The sequence below is a fragment of the Porphyromonas canoris genome, assembly GCF_000765975.1.
Lineage (GTDB): Bacteria > Bacteroidota > Bacteroidia > Bacteroidales > Porphyromonadaceae > Porphyromonas_A > Porphyromonas_A canoris.
Window position 1 is genome coordinate 188,549 of the sequence record NZ_JQZX01000009.1, and the last position, 19,224, is coordinate 207,772.

14 protein-coding genes are annotated in these 19,224 nt (G+C 41.0%); 9 read left to right on the forward strand and 5 right to left on the reverse strand.

Translation table 11 applies throughout. The annotated features are described in order from the left end of the window. Positions 1–25 precede the first annotated feature (25 nt). Positions 26–751, reverse strand: coding sequence for a succinate dehydrogenase (locus tag HQ29_RS05645; protein WP_036868148.1), 726 nt, complete (start codon positions 749–751; stop codon positions 26–28). Positions 752–1,119: 368 nt separating this feature from the next. Here HQ29_RS05645 and HQ29_RS05655 point away from each other — a divergent pair, with 368 nt between their 5' ends. From HQ29_RS05655 to HQ29_RS05675, 6 genes are all read left to right on the forward strand, one after another. After that, positions 1,120–1,626, forward strand: coding sequence for a hypothetical protein (locus HQ29_RS05655; protein ID WP_036868153.1), 507 nt, complete (start codon positions 1,120–1,122; stop codon positions 1,624–1,626). A gap of 194 nt (positions 1,627–1,820) precedes the next feature. After that, on the forward strand, positions 1,821–2,474 hold the full coding sequence (locus tag HQ29_RS09900; RefSeq protein WP_052089871.1) for an HmuY family protein: 654 nt from the start codon (positions 1,821–1,823) through the stop codon (positions 2,472–2,474). 126 nt (positions 2,475–2,600) lie between these two features. Then, complete coding sequence (locus HQ29_RS05665) at positions 2,601–4,781, forward strand: TonB-dependent receptor (protein WP_036868156.1); 2,181 nt, start codon at positions 2,601–2,603, stop codon at positions 4,779–4,781. 394 nt (positions 4,782–5,175) lie between these two features. Then, on the forward strand, positions 5,176–5,850 hold the full coding sequence (locus tag HQ29_RS10500) for a hypothetical protein (protein WP_052089873.1): 675 nt from the start codon (positions 5,176–5,178) through the stop codon (positions 5,848–5,850). 167 nt (positions 5,851–6,017) lie between these two features. Beyond that, positions 6,018–6,452 (forward strand): hypothetical protein, encoded by a 435-nt coding sequence (locus tag HQ29_RS10505; protein WP_052089875.1) that lies wholly within the window; start codon positions 6,018–6,020, stop codon positions 6,450–6,452. A gap of 40 nt (positions 6,453–6,492) precedes the next feature. Continuing rightward, complete coding sequence (locus HQ29_RS05675; protein ID WP_036846161.1) at positions 6,493–7,668, forward strand: OmpA family protein; 1,176 nt, start codon at positions 6,493–6,495, stop codon at positions 7,666–7,668. A gap of 126 nt (positions 7,669–7,794) precedes the next feature. Here HQ29_RS05675 and HQ29_RS10275 read toward each other — a convergent pair whose 3' ends face one another. The 4 genes from HQ29_RS10275 to HQ29_RS05690 form a co-directional block, all read right to left on the reverse strand. Beyond that, positions 7,795–8,049, reverse strand: a complete 255-nt coding sequence (locus HQ29_RS10275) for a hypothetical protein (protein WP_152566497.1) — start codon at positions 8,047–8,049, stop codon at positions 7,795–7,797. Between the two features lie 429 nt (positions 8,050–8,478). Beyond that, entirely contained in the window at positions 8,479–10,068 is a 1,590-nt protein-coding gene (locus tag HQ29_RS05680; protein WP_036868158.1) for a DUF6029 family protein, read from the reverse strand. A 34-nt stretch (positions 10,069–10,102) separates the two neighbouring features. Beyond that, positions 10,103–10,573, reverse strand: coding sequence for a TlpA family protein disulfide reductase (locus HQ29_RS05685; RefSeq protein ID WP_052089877.1), 471 nt, complete (start codon positions 10,571–10,573; stop codon positions 10,103–10,105). Positions 10,574–10,664: 91 nt separating this feature from the next. Next, a complete protein-coding gene (locus tag HQ29_RS05690; protein ID WP_082226849.1) occupies positions 10,665–12,404 on the reverse strand; it encodes an Omp28-related outer membrane protein in 1,740 nt (579 codons plus the stop codon). Between the two features lie 297 nt (positions 12,405–12,701). Here HQ29_RS05690 and HQ29_RS05695 point away from each other — a divergent pair, with 297 nt between their 5' ends. From HQ29_RS05695 to HQ29_RS05710, 3 genes are all read left to right on the forward strand, one after another. Next, entirely contained in the window at positions 12,702–13,643 is a 942-nt protein-coding gene (locus HQ29_RS05695) for an NAD(P)H-dependent flavin oxidoreductase (RefSeq protein WP_036846181.1), read from the forward strand. Next, the gene (locus tag HQ29_RS05700) at positions 13,640–15,862 is read left to right on the forward strand and encodes a beta-N-acetylglucosaminidase (RefSeq protein ID WP_052089879.1); all 2,223 of its coding nucleotides are present in this window, start codon (positions 13,640–13,642) and stop codon (positions 15,860–15,862) included. The genes HQ29_RS05695 and HQ29_RS05700 overlap by 4 nt, the downstream gene beginning before the upstream one ends. 872 nt (positions 15,863–16,734) lie before the next feature. Next, a complete protein-coding gene (locus tag HQ29_RS05710) occupies positions 16,735–19,188 on the forward strand; it encodes a TonB-dependent receptor (RefSeq protein ID WP_152566498.1) in 2,454 nt (817 codons plus the stop codon). Positions 19,189–19,224: the final 36 nt, after the last annotated feature.

Genomic DNA, 19,224 nt, shown 5'->3' on the forward strand with positions numbered 1-19,224 from the left:
GTGATATTCTAATCAGGATTAAACATTAAAGAGCCGGAACCATTGTGTGCTCCGCCGCATGTGAACCAAGTGTCCAAATGTGACCGATATTGTCACACAGACCAAGAGAGTTAAGATAGAATGATACAGCTACTGCTGCAAACATCAAGCATACAATCGTTGCATAGATGATACCTATAACTCTTAGTCTCTTAAACCAAATCTTATTGTTGAGCCCAAGAGTTTGGAAAGCACTCCAAGCGCCATGAGAAAGGTGGAACCAAATGGCTAACAACCACACAAGGTAGCATACTACCACGATAGGATTGGAAAATGTTTGGGCTACGAGAGTAAAGCCTTTTTCAGGAGCCTGACCGGTCCATTCCAAGAGTTGCATCTTAGACCAGAAGTGAGTTAGGTGCCATCCCAATACGCCCAAGACAATAATACCGAGAACGAGCATGTTCTTGGAAGACCAATCTATTCCGGTCTTACTGGAAGAAGCATACCTGTCCGTTCCTCTTGCTCTACGATTTTGGATTGTAAGCACAAAAGCGTAGGCAATGTGAAGAATAAATCCTAATGCCAAAACAGGTACCATGAACTGAACTATGGGATTTGTTCCCATAAAGTCGCAAGCTGCATTGTAACCACTTTCAGAAAAGATTGCGACAACATTTATGGTCGCATGAACTAATAGAAATACAATAAGAAAGAATCCGGTCAAACTCATTAAGACCTTCTTCCCAATAGATGAATTAAATAACCACATAGAAATGATAAGTGTTTAGTGGGTTTAAAACTGTTTATATATTTATTATTCTGTTTGCCGGCAAAGTTAAACTATTTATTTTGTCTTTCCGATACTTTAGCATGAAATTATGTGCTTTTTTCTTTAATCACTATATATGTGTATGTAAAAAGCCATATTTTTCTACTTTTCTTCTTTTTGCTTTGATGGATATACCCATTAAGGGGGAATTTTTTCTGCTTACAAGATACATGTTTTTTACTTTTGATATTTATCCTGACTGCTATAATATCATGGTTTATTTTGCTTTCTTGTCATGGATAGGTGTTTTTTGACTCAAACACCTATATTTGTATCTTCAAATTAGATAAATAAATCCTTCAGGGCTTATGAATACAGTTATAAAATCAACAGCATCGAGGGGCGACTTTGCTGTGGAAATAGAAAATAGAAGAGTGGTGCAAGTAATCTATAAAAGCCACTTCTCAAGTGTTGCAGGTTTCGAATTCAACGGAGAACGAATAGAAATTCGTCCTCATAATATATGGCATAGTAGGTATGATATACTAAAAAATGGAGTGTGTAAAGGAGATATTCGATTCAATTGGAAATGGAATATCATTATCCATTTGACCGATGGAGATACCGAAGAAACCTATACAGTCAAGAGTAAGAATATATTCGGTAAGAATTTTGAGATGACAGATAGTCAAAGAAATCCACTGTTTCTTATGAAGCCGAAATTTAAATGGAGAACCAGAAATTTTGAGTATGATGTCATGTATCATCATAATGCCGATGCAAAAAATCCATTGTTGGAGCTTCTTGTGTATGCAACTTACGGTATAAATCTGTATTTGTTGTCTCTTATTGTGATTGCATCTTATGCATCTTAGCTTAGAACGTGTCATGTTTATTAGAGGGAAAGTAGGCCTTCTGATTGCTCCCTAATTATTGTCAAATTTGATTGTTTTGTGTGCTATTTTACCTATAAATTGTGATTGTTGCCGTTTTTGCTGACTTCTATCTTTGCAACCGAAAACTACATGGATAATGGTAGCTTTAGTACAATCAAATCACATACAAAACAATGAAAAAAATTACTTTGACAAAGACATTTATGCTGCTAACAGCAGTATGTTTGGGAGTTTTCTTTACAAGCTGTAAAAAGGATCAGAATAAGCCGGATGTTCCTCAAAAGAATGAGGTTAAAACAGCTTCTTATATTAGAGCTAACTCCTATACGGAATGGGCTTATTTTTCTTTTGAAACCGGCAAGGTCGTAAAGGTTGAAGATCCCACGAAAAGCAAGGACTGGGATGTGGCTTTCCATAGACAGCAGATAAGAGTCAACGACAAGAATTTCTTAGGAAAAGCAAAAGCTCAGATGCTTGATGCAACTGATTTTGATGCAAAGGCTTCTCCGGAACCTGCTAAGATGATCGAAAATAAAGAGATTCTTATTCCTGTTGGGGTCAATATGGGCAATCAAGCGGCTCCTTATCTTTTGGAGAAAGGATTCTGCCTTACGGACAATGATAACTTCTTGAAGAATACGATCGGATCTTTCACTGTGAATATGAAAGAAATGGGAGGAGATCCAACCAAGATGTATGTCGTAAACAAAAAGATCTTTGTTTTTCTTGCAGCAGATGGTAAGACATATTACAAGTTGCAGTTTACAGGAGTTCTTTCCGAAGAAGGAAAGGGAGGACATATTAGCTTTAAGTATGTCAAACTGTGATTATGTAGTATCTAAAATCTAAACACTACTTTTTAACAATAAAAAGAGCCACTCTCAGCATCATTTGGAGCTAAGAATGGCTCTTTATTTTTCCCCTCTTGAGAAAGAGAAAAGAAATAAAAAGCAATGATAAGCAGACTAAAAATAGCACTATTGGTTATACTATCCACTTTTTGCATTGTTGCTGTGCAAGCACAAGTAGAGGTAAAAGGAGTGGTATTGGACCGAGAGGTTGAAAAGCCTTTGAACAATGTACGTGTCATCCTTAAGAAAAAAGGAGGGAAGATAGCAGGAGAAGTTCTGACCAACGATAAGGGAGAATTTGCATTTAATCTTTCCGATCTAAAAAAGTCAGATGTAAAGGGAGTCATCTTTACTTGCAAAGGGTATGAACCGGAAAGACTCTCACTTGCTTTGCTTAAGGATCTGACAAATCTCAAAATCTACATGAGGTCTCACACATATCAGTTGGACGACCATGTGATTGTTACGGCTACTCGTACTCAACGCCATTTGGAACAGCTCCCGGTTCCTACACACATCATAGGGCGTTCACAGATAGAGAAAATTATTCCCACTACAATGAATGAGCTATTCCTGTATACGATACCTGGAATAGAGCTAAGCGATCACGGAGGGGTTACCAGAATGAAGATTCAGGGATTGGATTCCAAATATACCGCAATCCTTATAGATGGAGAGGAGATGGCTGGTATGCGAAGCGGATCTGTGGATCTCTCCAGGCTCTCTCCGGATATGATAGAGAGAGTAGAGGTTGTTAAGGGTGCCGGTAGTGCTTTGTATGGCTCTAATGCTATTGCAGGAGTTATCAATCTTATTACCAAAGAGAACAGAAAACCATTCTCTTTCAATGCTTCTGTTGGCTCTTCTACTATCAAGCAACATAATGCCCATATTGGAGTCGGTTTTCGTCAGAAAAGACTCTCCAATCTTACATCTTTTTCCACAGGAGTAGAGGGTGGGTATAAGCTTTCTAATCAAAAAGAAGACGAGTCTTTGGATCTCTTCAAGAATACAATCTATCGTGCTGCTAACAGACTAGAGTGGAAGCCTCTCGATAATGTCTCGATAAAGTGGAGTCTTTCAGGTAACACAAGAAAACAAGAGCTGAATGAATATTACAACGATAAGTATGATTATCTGAATAATATGGTCAGCTTCAATTGGGGACTTTCAGAAAAGCATTCCATTCAAGGATCTTATAACACAGACTTTTCATTAAGACACCGTTTCTATCCTAAGAAAGAGACAGATAATAAACTCTTCTTGTATAAGAATATCAAGCACATGGCGAAAGCAATGTATGCTTTTTCAGATAAGAAGATAGGAGATTTGAACATCGGTGCAGAAGCAAACAGCGAGCTTATAAACTCTTATCAGATTGCTGAAAACAAGGAAACCAAAAAGCTTGGATATTTCGTTCTTTACGGGCAGCATTTATGGAGCCCATCAAAGCATTTCCAACTTCTATATGGTCTGCGTTCAGACATTCACTCTGCCTATGGCACTCATCTGAGTCCAAAGATTTCTGCTTCTTTATCTTATAATAATGTCAAGATGCGTCTCGGCTATTATGAGGCATTTAAGTCTCCAACGGCAATGGAACTCTATTTCAATTGGAGTCATTTAGGACGTTTTTATATTTTGGGAAACCCGAATCTCAAACCGGAAACAGCAAGACAGATGTTGGTTAACTTGGAGTGGAATCATAAACATACATTGAGTATAAATAGTGGAGTAACACACACAAGGTTTAAGGACAGAATCGTGTTGAGAGCAAAGAGCAACAATGACCAGTACTATGTTAATATTGATAATACAAGTAGCATGACTGTTGCTGATGCTCAACTGACATGGAGACCGGTGAATGGGCTTACTTTCTCTTTGAACTATCTCTACACTCACGATCCTCAATATGTTAATGTGGATGGTAAAACTTACAAGACTTCTCTCACTCGTCCACACAATATACTTGGAAGCATTAAGTGGTACAAGGCTTGGGCTCATCACAGTTTGAGTGTAAATTTGATGGGGCAATACTACTCCGGCATAGATACCAACATAGAGGGGCAAGATCCGGCAACTAAAGCTCCGAAAATGATTCCTATTAAATACGAAGGATTCCCGACTACACGCTTAGTTGTTACAGAAACTTTCCTACAACGTTATAGCATAACCTTAGGAGTAGATAATATTATTGCTTACAAACCTCGAAGCATTAATTTCCAAAATGCTTCTTTTTCGCCGGGTCGTGTCTTCTTTACAAGATTGGCATATAACTTCTAATAAGCACTGCATTATATATAACATTTGATCTTAAAGACCTGAGCAGAATGCTCAGGTCTTTTTCTTTATATAATGCTCCTTGCTACCCATTCTATTTTTAGATTTTATTTCAAATTAGCTCTCTGATTGATAGTCGTTTGACTGCAATTGAGTTTTTTATTTCAGTCGTATTTATATATAAATAATCGTTGTTTTGCATACTTTTTCATCTTAGAAAACTAATTGATTTATTCTGTTTCTATATTCTTTTGCTTAATTATTGTTTTGTGTCATCGGTTTTTTTGTTAATTTTGCGTCGATTTGGTTAATTAACCATTCAAAATTATATTTATTAAACAAACTGTATGTCGAAATCTCTTTTTTATATTTTCGACGCTTTTTTATTTATTTAGATATGAAGACGATTTATAAGTACATTGTGCTGGTAGCAGTGCTTATCAGCATGGCTTCATGTGATCGCATTGAGATCTTGTCTCCTCCGGGACCGAGGGGATTGAGTGCGTATGAAGTTTGGGTCGAAGCTGTACAAAACAAGACGATCCAATGGGAAAATGGTACAGACCTTGCGAACTATTTCAAGTATCTCAAGGGTGCAAAGGGAGACTCCGGTAAGGATGCTTTTGCTATTTGGCAAGACTGGATCAGAGATGGTTCGGTGGATAATCCTCACAAACCCGGAGAGAAATGGAATCCGGAAAAGAATACCAAGAGAGATTTTTATCTTTTCCTTACAGGTGCCAAAGGAGATAAGGGGGATACTCCTTTTATCAATTCTAAAGGAAATTGGCAAATAGGAGATAAAGATACCGGTATCCCTGCCAGAGGAAAGGATGGTAAAAAGAAGGCGACCAAGGTGAAAAGGGCGATAAAGGCGACCAAGGTGAAAAGGGCGATAAAGGCGACCAAGGTGAAAAGGGCGATAAAGGCGACCAAGGTGAAAAGGGCGACAAAGGCGATAAAGGTAACCAAGGTCAGAAAGGAGACAAAGGAGATAAAGGTAATTCCGGAGACAAGGGCGATAAAGGTAATGATGGATCGTCAGGAGCTCCTGGAGACAAAGTCGAAATAATAGATGGTTATTGGTACATTAACGGTATCAACACCGGTGTTTCTGCAGTAGGTGAAAAGGGTGAATCGGGAAAAGGAAAATCTGCTTATGAAATTTGGGTAGAAGAAGTCGAAAAGGGAACTATTTTTGACAAGGACGGAAATGTTTGGGATAAGAATAACAAGTCCATGGCTCACTTTATGCTCTATATGAAAGGAGAGAAGGGAGGCCCCGGCGAAGTTAAGGTAACAAAGCTATCCATACTTAGTGTGATTCCGGGAGACCCTATGATAGGAGTAGTGGCTCCACCGGAAGAACCGGAGCCACCGCATGATGACCCCGAATATCCTGGTCATCCATCTCAGCCTACTCTGATAGAAGTTCAATCGGATCCTAATGCGACTATTTATTATCAAACAATTGGTCTTGAAGGATATTATGGTGGGGGAGGACCAACATCGAATATCGAAGTTTATCAGAAACCTGCAGATGGAGAAGGAAAGGCTACTATAAGCATAGATACATTTGAAAATACATTTATTGTCAATATTTGGGCTCTCTCTGAAGGTAAGGCTTACTCTCCAAACTTGCTTGTCAGAGTAACCATTTTCATGCCAACATAATTTCTGACATCCGTTGATATTTAACTATAAAACAAAGATTATGTCATCACTAAAATATATATTACTTTCCTCTTTGCTCGTTTTCTCCATTGGAGTATCGGCTCAGGAGTCCGGTATGAAAGAGTCTGCCGGTAAAGTGAATCCGAAAAAGAGTTGGGAGATAGGATTGGGAGCTGATGTTTTCAACATCAGTCGCATGAATTTTCACAGTTATCGCTCTTCTGCTAAAGGGGATGTTTACAATCTTGATCTCAGAAACATGATGATCGGGGGGAATATCTACTTGGCAAGAGAGATCAATCCGTGGTTGTATGCGGACATCCAAGCGACACTCGGCTGGGCCAACAGCTTTTCTTCGGAAAAGATGAACCAATATAAGTTTTATGGAATGGGAGGATTGGGCGCACAGTTTCGCCTAACCCCTCTCTTCAATAAAAAGTATGTTGAACCTTACTTCAGAATAGGAGCAAACTATCTCTTCAAAGATTTTTATTTGACAAGAAGCGGAATGCTCCCCAACTTTCAGGGGGATAATCTGAAGTGGACTCACTCGGATGAGTTTAACAGCAAAGCAGATAATCAGAAGCATGCTTTCTTGGCATCTTTTGGAGTGGGTGTCAACAGCTGGTTCAATGACCGCATCGGCTTTGGACTTCAAGCAGATTATCTTACCTCTTTCACTAAGAGCAAGCTCAACTTCCCTCGCGTTCTCGCCAGAGTAATGTTCAGAATAGGGGAGACCAAAGAGGCTCCTAAAGTGATCTACCGAGAAAAGATTGTACGACAAATCGTAGAAAAACCGGTAGAAAAAGAGATCATCAAGTACGTGGAAAAAGAGAGCGAACCTCTCTATATGTTGTTTGCCAATATCAATTTTGAATTTGATAAGTACGACATAACACCGGAGTCTGCAAAGATTCTTGATGATGCAGCTGTTATTCTTAAGAGAATGTCTCAGCATAAGTTCCTCATCACAGGGCATACAGACAGCAGAGGTAGCGAGCGATACAACGAGGTACTATCTCGTAAAAGAGCTCAAGCCGTTGTTGAAGGCCTGCTGGAACGTGGTGTTTCTGCTGATATGCTTAAGAGTAGAGGCGTAGGCAAGAAGATTGCTGCAATGCCGGTTGCTAAGTCTCATATCATAAGAGAGGGAGACAGAAAGGTAACCATTGAGATTATCAAAAATATGGAGTATTGGAACAATCTTGACTAATTCGGACATAAAACTCCGCAACCAATAGCAGAGCAATCTTATATCTGTTCTGTCCGAAGCGGAGAAACAGTTCTGTTAGAATCATTTTAAGAGAGGGTATCGGTTATGACCGGTACCTTCTCTTTTTTATCTGCTTATTTTGCACTCTTCTATCTGTCTGTCAAGATTGTATGGGATATAGGATTTTATCTTCCTCAAATGATTTGATCCCTCTCTTTCCGGCTGTTTATTCTCTACTCCCAAGCTCATGGCAAGACCAAAGAGAAGTGATAATATCTTGAGAAAAGGATCGCTTATTGGGGAAGTAAATGGCTTCTTCCTAAAATTATTGCTTGGCAAATCTCTGCCCGACACGGTAAGAAGTTTGATGATAGTGTTCAAAAACTTGGTTATCCATATTTACATTTAAGAGTAAACGGATTAAGAACTGTTTTTCAAAGCTTGATGAGCAAGATTCATGGTGCGGTTTGTACAGGTCAAATTTCGATTTGCGGAAATCAAGCCCTGAGTTGTAGTTCTTAAAGGATTAAGAGCAACTTTCTAATAGGTCTAAAGAATCAAATGAATAGGTTTATTCAAGAGTTGTATCGCATATTTTTACGAACTGAACGGCAACCATGTCGCAGAAGAATAAGCAGGATACAATGTAGGAGTAGTGGGGAAGTGTTGTCTTGAAGTGATGCTCCCCATGGATGCTTATGGGTATTTTTCTCTTTCCCGTTGAAAAGAGAGTAAAGAAGAGAGGCTACCACTGTGTGCCGGACACAAGTGACAGCCTCTCTTTTAGGAATATGCTGTTCGTATATCTTGTCAGAATGTATAGGATAGACCTGCCATAAGCCCGGTGTATTCCGGAACAAATCTACATATACCTCCTACACACTGAGTGCCGGCTCTTGATCTTCCGTAGCTTGCCGTGAGTCGGAGACCATTATAAGTGAAAGAACAACCTGCCATATAATAGTGTTCTTTTTTCTCTCCGCCATGGTTGTACATATCGCTTACGTAAACCATCCAGTTTGGGGCAAATCCCACCTCAAGAAGGCCGAATAGCCAACCCTTCTCTTCCATTTCGGTAGACATATATTGTAGCTCTGTTCTTAGAGACAGCTTCCTATTGGCTCTCCAAAGGAAGTCTATTACACCGATATAGGAGTCGTAGTTTTCAGATATGTAAAACTTGTTCTGATAATAAAGTCCAATGGTCGTTTTTATCGATCTGTTGATCTGTTTTCCCACCTCAAGAGCTACTTCGGAGAAGAGATTACTACCATCCTGACCAAAGAAAGGCATTGTTTTCTTAAAGTTATTCCCCAAAGATTTGTAGTGAGAGGCATTTAAGGCGATCTTCAATGGGTATTTCCCTAATGCAGTACCGGAGATATTCCAGAAGAGGTCTACCTGTCCGCCAATCTCTCCACCAAGTTCGGTAACATGCGGATGAAGTCCGGGAAGTGTGTACTTGTGTTGTTTGGTCAGAGCCGGAACATAGTTTATCGGGATATAAAGCTGTTCCAGTTTGTTGTCTATCCTAAAGTCCATGTGCTCTATCCGCCTGAACACCCCGGATATACCGAAGTTGGGGCGGATATAGTCTGCATTGATCAGTAGCGCATCTCCTGCTTCTGCCGGATAAGATCCCTCTGCCGGAGAGAAGGTTTGACTCATTCCCTTGCCGGTATATTCTATTCCAAGATTGAAGCTGGGAGAGTAGAACCCTGCCCTTGTACTGAACAGATCCACACGAGCAGGCTCTTCGGATTCCTCTATTGTTTTTGTATTATGACGAGAAACCCAGGAACCGCCCAGTGTTACATCGTATTCGGACTCTTTCTTGAAGAGTTTGATGGCAGACAGCTCCGCATCTCCTCCCCACATGAAAGCATCTGCATACTCCATGTAGCGTCTCGGCTGTCCGCCCATCGCCTTTAGAGTCAGCCAATTTGAAGGGGTATATTTGATGTTGAGACCTCTAAGAGAGTTGTTGATACCCAATGCTCTCTCTTCGTATGCACGAAAGATGAGTCCGCTACCAAACTGCTCGTAAAAACTTCCTAAGGTTACGTTGAGCTTCTCTGCACTATAATTAAGATAGTAATGAGTGAGACCGTGTCCTTTGAGCTCTTGAGAAAAACCTTTTAGAGGGGGAAGATAGAGTTCGTATTGCAGTCCGGCATTGAAGTTCTTATAGTTGTATCTGAGATTCAGATAGGTGTTATCGCCATAGTTTTTAGCATCGGGATCATTCTCGTCTTTCTTATAAAGCGCGGCATTGGACTCTATTCCTCCATTGAGCCTGCCCCAATATTTCTCCTTTTTCTCATTTTGAGCCAATATTGTGGGAGTTGCAATGGCGACGATTCCAAGTGCACAGAGAATGGCATTGAATCTTCTTTTCATATAAATCTCTTTTACAGATAAGATATTTCCGATATTACTTCACATATTTCAAAGCCTCGTCCACAAGATATTCTTCGTCTCCGGGATTGTATCCGTTGTGTTTGTAAACCTGCTTTCCGTTGTTATAGATGAAGATGAAAGGAACGGAAGTTGCGTTCAAGCTCTTGTAAAGCTCTTGATTGCTGTCCAGATAGAATTCGAAAGGAAGATTCCGAGCTTTTACGAAAGAGGGTACTTTGGATTTGGAGCGAGAGTCATCTATGGAGATAGATACAACCCTTACCTTGCCTTCCCATCTGTCCCGGATCTCTTTCATGGCTTCCATTTCATTGATACAAGGCTTACACCAGGTTGCCCAAAATGAAACAATCACAGGTTTATCACCTTTGATGACCTCGGAAAAGCTTTGATGCTCTCCATTTAGCTTTTCGATCTTTACATTCTGAGCAGACAGAGCCGATATACAGCAGAATAGGAATATAAGCCCGATAGCAAGTTTTTTCATTACAATAACGATTTAGAAAGTTTAGAAATGTGATAAAAAAATCATCCATCCTTTCCACTCTCAGAAGGGAAAGAATGGATGATGATAATATTTAGAATCCACAACCTGAGCCTACATTAGCTCTTTGGGCGTTGATTACTTTGTCATCTTCGGTTGTGATCAATATGGCTACACCGCAATTCTCTTTTTTCCAATCGCCTTTCATTGTGAATTTGAAAGTTTGGGATAGTGTCTTGTTGGCAGTAAGTTCGATAGGATTTCCGAAGGTTGCATCTCCGTGGCTGGTTCGATAGACATGGCTATGTTCGGATTTGAAAGGATTAGGAAGACCATTGCTTTGACCCAATGCGTTTCTTTGCCATCCTTCAAGTTTGTTTTCAAACAGTATGGCAACACATTTGATCTTTTTCATATCCTTTGTTGCTTTGATCTTAACATCTGCTACGACTTCTTCTCCAACAACATCGGTTTTCATGGATATACCGACATCGGTAGTTGGTTTTCTATGGGTGAGAAGCGTTTGTACATCACCGCCTTGTTTATAGAATTTATCTCTGTAAAGCACGATAGAAGGATAGCCTGGAACTTTTAGCTTATTAGCAATCTTTTTACACTCCGGTGAGTTCCATTTATCATCTATGTGTAGAGCCAAGCCTACAATTTTAGACTCTTTTGTCGCATCTTCCATCATAAACAGATATCTTGGACAATATGGACACCAAAGACCGGTAAAGTCTTCTACGTATAATCTGCTTGTTGGTTCAAATTCATCAACTGCTGTAATGGATACAGGCTGGGAAGTTCTACCTTTAAGTTTTGCTTTTACCAAAAATGTCTTTTTCTGTCTTGAAGTGATATAGTTGCTTTCTATATCTTTCCCATCTACTTCAAATGTTACAAGTTCTGTAATATCCTTATCATTTTGGTCTGCATCAAAACACATGAAAGAAGCAATATCTTCACCATCGGCGGTAAATCTTTCCTTATCGAGCTTTATGAAGAAATTGGATATAGGAGCTACTACTGTAATCTTGACAATGTTAGAGATATTACCTTGATATCTTGCTTTGAATGTAAAGTCTCCGGCTGATGTGGGAGCGAATACATTGCCTTCCAAGGTCTTTTCTTCATAGAATATCTCAGAATCTTTTGTGATGTCTTTTCCATCCTTATCCGAAACTTTAAATGTGATTTTGGGAGAATCATCAAGATTGACTTTAATAACATCTGCTTCCAGCTTAATGGCTTGAGCGAGATTGGCTTGGAATACCAGCTCATTAGACTCTTCTTCTTCATAATAAGCAATAGCTTTGTATTCTTTTGCACTTGCGCAGATATAGGTGTTGCCGGTTATTCCTACACCGTCCACTCTAATTTTGGTTTTTGGATCGGAAGTTATGTCTGTTCCATCTTTCTTTTTGACAGTAAAAGTGATTTTATCCTTTCCGTCAGCCAGAATAGAAGCCTTATCCGAAGTTAAAACAAGAGTCTTTTCCTTTTCAAGTTCATCGGACTTCTGAGCTGTGATGGTTATTTCATTCGAAACAGTTTTATCCAAAGAAGCAACAACCTTATAAGTGCCTGCCTTGTCTGTTTTGAATGTGTTGCCATTTATGGCGTTGTTATTAACCTTAATGGTTACGTTAGAAGATACATCTTTGTTGTCTTGGTCTATTACCTTAAAAGTAACAACATCGGTGTTATCCGCTACAAAAGTTGCCTTGTCGGCAGAAAGCGTCAAGGTTAATTTCTTGACCTCATTGTTCTGGTTCTCAGAACAGCCAACTGATAAAAGCATTAAAGCTGCTAAGCAAAAAAGTAATCGTTTCATAGTTGTATTTAGTACGTAAAAAAACCATCATTGGAGTTTTCTCTAATGATAGCAAGGGGTTAATATTATTGGTTTACATAGATCTTTCCCATCGCTTTGTATCAGATTCTTGCTAAACGCTCCGATTGCAAATGTAATAATAAACCTGAATAAATAACAACTATACCATAATTATTCTGAATCATCTTCAGATTCATATTTTGTTCTTTACCTTCTCTTACATATTTCCCAAAGAAGTCTTGCTCAAAATAGTTATCTTTACCCTTTCTTATTACGAAACTTATAAAACATACAGAGATGAAGAATAATAGAATAACCCGGTTGTTTGGAATAGATTTTCCTATAATATCGGGAGGAATGGTTTGGTGTAGCGGATATAAACTGGCTACCGCAGTGTCGAATGCAGGCGGATTGGGATTGATGGGAGCAGGTTCCATGTATCCGGAAGTACTTCGTGAACATATTCAAAAAGCTAAGAAAGCAACAGATCTGCCTTTTGGTGTTAATGTGCCTCTTATGTACCCGGATATGGAAGAGGTTATGAAGATTATCATGGATGAGCATGTTCCTGTAGTATTCACTTCTGCCGGAAATCCTAAAACCTGGACCAAAACACTGCAATCGGAAGGAATCAAAGTGGCACACGTTGTAAGCAGTGTCAAGTTTGCTCTTAAGAGTCAGGATGCAGGGGTTGATGCCGTAGTGGCAGAGGGCTTTGAAGCAGGAGGACACAATGGAAGAGAGGAGACCACAACGATGTGTCTTATCCCTTCGGTTGCGGATGCGATAGAAATACCCCTGATTGCCGCCGGAGGTATAGGTAGCGGAAGAGCCATGGCAGCAGCTCTCTGTTTGGGAGCGGATGGCGTTCAGATCGGAAGTGCATTTGCTTTGACCGAAGAGAGTTCCGCTCATGACAACTTCAAGAAGAAGTCTGTTTCTCTATCCGAAGGTGAAACAATGCTGTTGCTAAAGAAGCTGTCTCCCACACGTATGATTCTGAATGATTTTGCCCAAGAGGTTATAAGTTACGAAGATCGAGGTGCCACAAAAGAAGAGCTGGCAACACTGTTGGGCAGAGGGCGTAGCAAAAAAGGCATCTTTGAGGGAGACCTCTCTGCCGGAGAGTTAGAAATAGGGCAAGTGGCTTATCAGCTGAACGAGATTGTCCCGGTAGCGACCCTCTTTGATAAGATCAAGCAAGAATACTTCACCACTATACAAAAGTTTCAATCATGAGTTTAAGGACTGTTTTACTCTCTTGTTCCCTATTGTTAGGCTCTTCTTCTTTGGTTTGGGCGCAGAAACACAATCCGTCTCCCGTACCTCATTCTATTGTTTGGGGAGATACTCCGATAGCTTTATCCCAATACAATCCGGTGGCTAAAGGAGAAAAGTGGGCAGATAAAAGTGCGTATGGCAAATTGTTAGAGTTTACCCTTCAGCGTCAGATCAAGAGCAAGGCATTCACCATTACTATTGGAGAAGTGGGGGATAGAGCTGTCTCTCGATACGCAAAGAGTGTTCCGAACAAGTCGGGCGCATACTATCTCAAAGTGGACAAGCAAGGAGCGTGGGTTGTAGGAGCTGACGAAACCGGTACATTCTATGGCGTCTCGACGCTATTGGACATCCTGAGCAGGGAAGAGGTATATCCGGTGGAGATAAAAGATGCTCCCGATGTTGAAGATCGCGGAGTAGTGGAAGGCTTTTATGGTACTCCCTGGAGCTTTGAAGCTCGAATGAGTATGATAGAAGCAATAGGAGAGTCCAAGATGAACATCTATATATATGGACCTAAGGATGATCCTTATCACTCTTCACCACATTGGCGAGCTCCTTATCCTGCGGATGAGGCAGAAAAGATACGTCGTTTGGTCGAGGTGGCAAATCGGAATAAGGTTCAGTTCGTTTGGGCTATCCACCCGGGGAAAGACATCAAATGGAACGAAGAAGATCGTCAAAATCTTCTCTCCAAGTTTGATGCGATGTACCAAAAAGGTGTTCGAGCCTATGCCGTATTCTTCGATGATATTTCGGGAGAGGGAACAAAGGCAGAGAAACAAGCAGAACTGCTCAACTTCCTACATACCAATTTTGTTGCCAGAAAGGGAGATGTGGCACCACTGATCATCTGTCCTACGGAGTATAACAAGGGATGGGCGAATGTGAAAGGCGGATACCTTAAGACCTTAGGTCAGAATCTCCACCCCTCCATACGCATTATGTGGACCGGCAATACCGTGGTTGCCGATATTGATGTCCCTACCATGGAGTGGATCAATGAGCAGATAGGCAGAAAGGCATACATTTGGTGGAACTACCCTGTAACCGATTATGTCAGAGATCATATCTTATTGGGCCCCGTGTATGGTAACAGCAAAGAGATTGCCGATAAGGTAAGCGGATTTGTCTCCAATCCTATGGAGCACGCAGAGGCATCCAAGATAGCGGTTTATTCCGTAGGGGATTATCTCTGGAATATGAAGAGTTTTGATCCAAAAACTTCATGGTTATCCTCCTTAAGAAAGGTTATGCCACAATCTTACAAAGCATTGGAAGTGGTTGGCAAACACAACAGCGACTTGGGCGAAAACGGGCATCGCTATCGCAGGGAAGAGTCTTCACACATCGCTCCGATCATGCAAAAGTGGTTGGACGGAACTGCTACACCGGAAGAAAGAGAAGCGATCAGATCGGAGTATGAACAGATGGAAGAGAGTGGCGATATACTACTACACTCCACAGACAATCCTCAACTTCTGAAAGAGATTGGTGTATGGCTTCCGATGTTTATCCATGTAGGCTCTCTCGGACAAGAGGTGATAGCTCTGCAAGATGCTGCAATAAAAGGAGATAGAACTGCCTTTATGAAGCATTACTACCGTATTCGTACTCTTCAACAAGAGATGTATAAGATAGATACCGGAGCCGATCTTCATCCTCATCAACCCGGAGTAAAAAGTGCGGAGAAAGTAATGCTTCCTGCTGCAACAAAGCTCTTTGCTACTCTTGTAAGCCAATACAACAAGCAGTACGGCACGGATCTTAAGTCGGATCAGCAGTATCTGCCCCATAAGATATACACCAACAATCCGGCTTTTGAGCATCAGCCACTTACGTATAGCAAGCGCAATCTTTTCATCGTAAAGAAGTTGGAATACACCACTATGGCTACCGGTGATTATGTGGGAATATTGCTGGATAATCTCTATACCATTACAGAGCTTCGTCTCAATATCGGTATGGAAGATTGGCCCGAAGGTTTGACCCTTCTTGCCGGAGAGTCTGTCGACACAGTCAAGCCCGTAGAACTGCAACAGAATGCACGAAACAAAAAGCTTTTTGAGGCAAAGCGGGGAGATGTGATAAAGGCTAAGATTATATTTATTCGCAATAATGGCACTAAGCCGGTGGATATTCGTCTTGAGCAGTTCTTCTTTACTCCAAAAATCTGACACTTAAAATTGTTTTGAAGAAGTTATAGAGATCTGCTAAGGGATCTCTATGACGATGTACGGATAAAGGGATCACGCGTGTGATCCCTTTATTGTTTTCAGCAGGTCAGGTGGCAAACATGAGGCTTTTGAATGGCTGAATTGTGATGGAAACAGAGTAGAGTATTTTGAGCATAATATCCACCCGTTCGACCCTCTATTTTTTAGGGCGCAAGGTGGGAGCTTTTATATAAAAACAGATACCTGAAAATTCCCTCGGAAAGTTCGTCCCAAAATCCGATTTTTGAACTCAAGAGAGAAGATGAATTTGTAAATATCATGTTTTCAGTCTGATATGAAAAATCTCAAATTCGGAAAAATTTTTTCTTCAGTCCGTTTGATGGGGCTTTTTCGCGTTAATAGGTGTGAATTTTAATACCCCTGCTTGTGAATAAATTTTAATGTAATTTTGTGCCAAAAAACAGCAAAAAAGGAGGTGAAAACCTCAAAATGCTAATTACCAACACTATAACTAAAAATTCTAAACACGTTAATTGAATCCGGTAAACGTATTAAATGAAATCGGTAAATACGTTTACCGGTTTCGTTAAATACTTTAAGCCGACAAAATATATTGCTTTATCATTTTGAGTAAATAGGTATCGGAAATTGTGTTAATAAAACGGTTCGGATTTAACAGTTCGGTCCTGCTCTGAAAACACCTTCTCCGATCAAAATAGAGAGCGAGAAAAAAGTGAGCATTTTTCGGTATGGAATATATAAAAACGGCTCTCTCATTCCAATCGGATACCGCATGATTTTGTCTTGCATATCTATGCCAAAATAGCGTTCTTTGTATCATGATAAAGGTCTGATGACCTCCGAATCTTAAGATGAACAGATATACAAAACATATTATTGCTTTTTTCGCTCTGTTTTCTTGCCTGCAACCGCTGGAGGCACAAGAGGTTGAAAACAGAGAAGAGACACCGAAAGAGAGAAGCGTATTTGGCTTCAATAGTCCGCTTTCCATGATGGAGATTCCATCTTTACTCTCTGCTTCTTCCGACTCTTTTGTTCTTGGATCTTCGCGCATCATGAAGGCTTTCTCTTTTCAGCCCAGACAGTATGGCGATGCAAACCATTCTCTCCTGTTCAATGGAGTAGTGATAAATGATACTCAAGACGGTATGCAACCATGGTATCTATGGACCGGGCTGAATGATGCTACCGGAAACGAGCGGACGGCATGGGGATTATCTCCTGCCCATGATACTATGGGTGGCATAGGTGGAAGCAAACACGTTACCGCGAAAGCATTCTCTTTGAAAAAATCGAGACACATCGGATACTCTTTTAGTAATGAGCTGTACAATCATCGTATTATCGGACACTATTCCACCGGAAAGCTTAAAAATGGATGGTCATTGGCTCTTACGGCAAGTGTGAGAGCCGGTAAGGAAGGCTATGTTGCAGGTACTCACTATCTCGGAGAGAGTTTTTTGCTTGCTCTTTCCAAGCAGCTGAATCCGCAGCATACTCTTTCGCTTACTGCTTTTGCCGCTCCTGTGGAGCGAGGTCTTACCTCCGAAACTTCGGGTATGGCTTATGATGCTTTTGGCAGTCACTATTACAATAGAGGTGTGGGTAGGGATGGAGGAAAGCTCCGAAATGTTCATGTGCTTAAAAGATTTGAGCCTGTGGCAACGCTTACTCACGATTGGAAAATCTCTCCAATGTCTACCCTCTCTACTACTCTTTGGTACAGGGATGGGGGGAGTTCTGTTTCGGAGTTGAAGTGGAGAGGGGACAATCCTTATCCCGACTATTATCGTCTGTTTCCTCCATTTACTTCGACAGCACCGGGGCAGCACGATATGTTCGTAAATTTTGACAGGATGAGGCACCGCAATCTTAATCCTTCAGACGATACTCCAACCGATGATAACGGAAATCCCGTTGCTGTCGGAAACAGATCGGAGTATATTGTAGCCGGGAAAAACAGGAGACAAAGAGAACTTGTCTTAACCTCTCTTCTGAATACGTCTCTGTCCAATACCGTGAGATTGGATGGTGGTATTTCGGTCTCAGGCAATAGCAGCAGGTATTATAACCGGGTGCTGGATCTGTTGAGTGGTGATTACTGGTACGATGTGGATAGCCATCTGACCGGGAAAGATGCTTTTAGCGATTTGGATAACCCCTACAACGTTGTCCGAAAAGGGGATAAGTTCGGTTACTTCTACGCCACACGTCATGTGAAAAACTCTCTTTGGGGACAGCTTCGCCACTCTTCCCGAAGATGGGAGAGCTTTATAGGAGCAGAGATAGGAGGTGATTACCTTGTTAGAGAAGGCTTTATGAAAAATGGAGCGCACGCTTTGGAGAGTAAGGGCAAGTCGGCTGCCATCAATCACTTTACCTATAAGGTGAAAGGGGGAGCGCAGTACAAGATCAATGGAAGACACTATCTCTCCGCGCATCTTTATACTTCTCGTAATGCGCCTTATGCGGATATAGCTTTTCTTCTTCCCGAAAATAGCAACCGACTTACTCCCGGACTGAATGCCGAAAAGAGTTTCTCCGGAGAGTTTTCTTATCTTCTCCGAAACGCATTTGTAAAGGCACGCCTGACTGGGTATATGACTCGTATTTGGGATAAAGGCGATAGAATCTCTTTCTATAACGATATCCGAAACACCATGGATCACTATCTCCTATCGGGTGTGGGAGAGCAGTACATCGGGGTAGAAGCCGGAGTGGAACTCAAGATCTCTCCTACCGTCAGGGCTATCTTGGTTGGAGCCGTTTCGGATAACAGCCATATCGGCAGTGCAGTGCTTTCGCATTATTCTAATAACTCAAACCAAGGGAGAGATGGTGAGGTTGTGAAGTGGAATGGAACGAAGATAGCCGGAGCACCGATGGAGATGGCATCGGTAACTCTCTCTTATAACTCGCCTTACCAATGGTATGCAGAAATCACTGCCAACTATGCCGGAAGGGCTTATGTCAAGATCAATCCAACCCTTCATACGGAGAGATTGCAACAGACATCCGGATTTCGGTCCGAATATGCTCGTCAAGAAGAGTTGGGACGATACTTCACACTCGATGCCAGAGTAGGAGGATCTTGGAAAGTGGCAAAGCGATACACACTCTCTCTTAATGTGAGTGCATCCAACGTGCTCAATAATACAGATATTAAAGTGCAGGGATGGGATCAGATGCAGAACAGATGGAACAAACCGAAAGGAGGGGATGCCTCCCTTCTGACACCGGTAGAAAAACGCTATATGTACATGTATGGCATGACCTATTTTCTCAATGCCTCTTGGCGCTGGTAGTAACAGATAGTTTGGATTATTATAAAAAGACAGTCG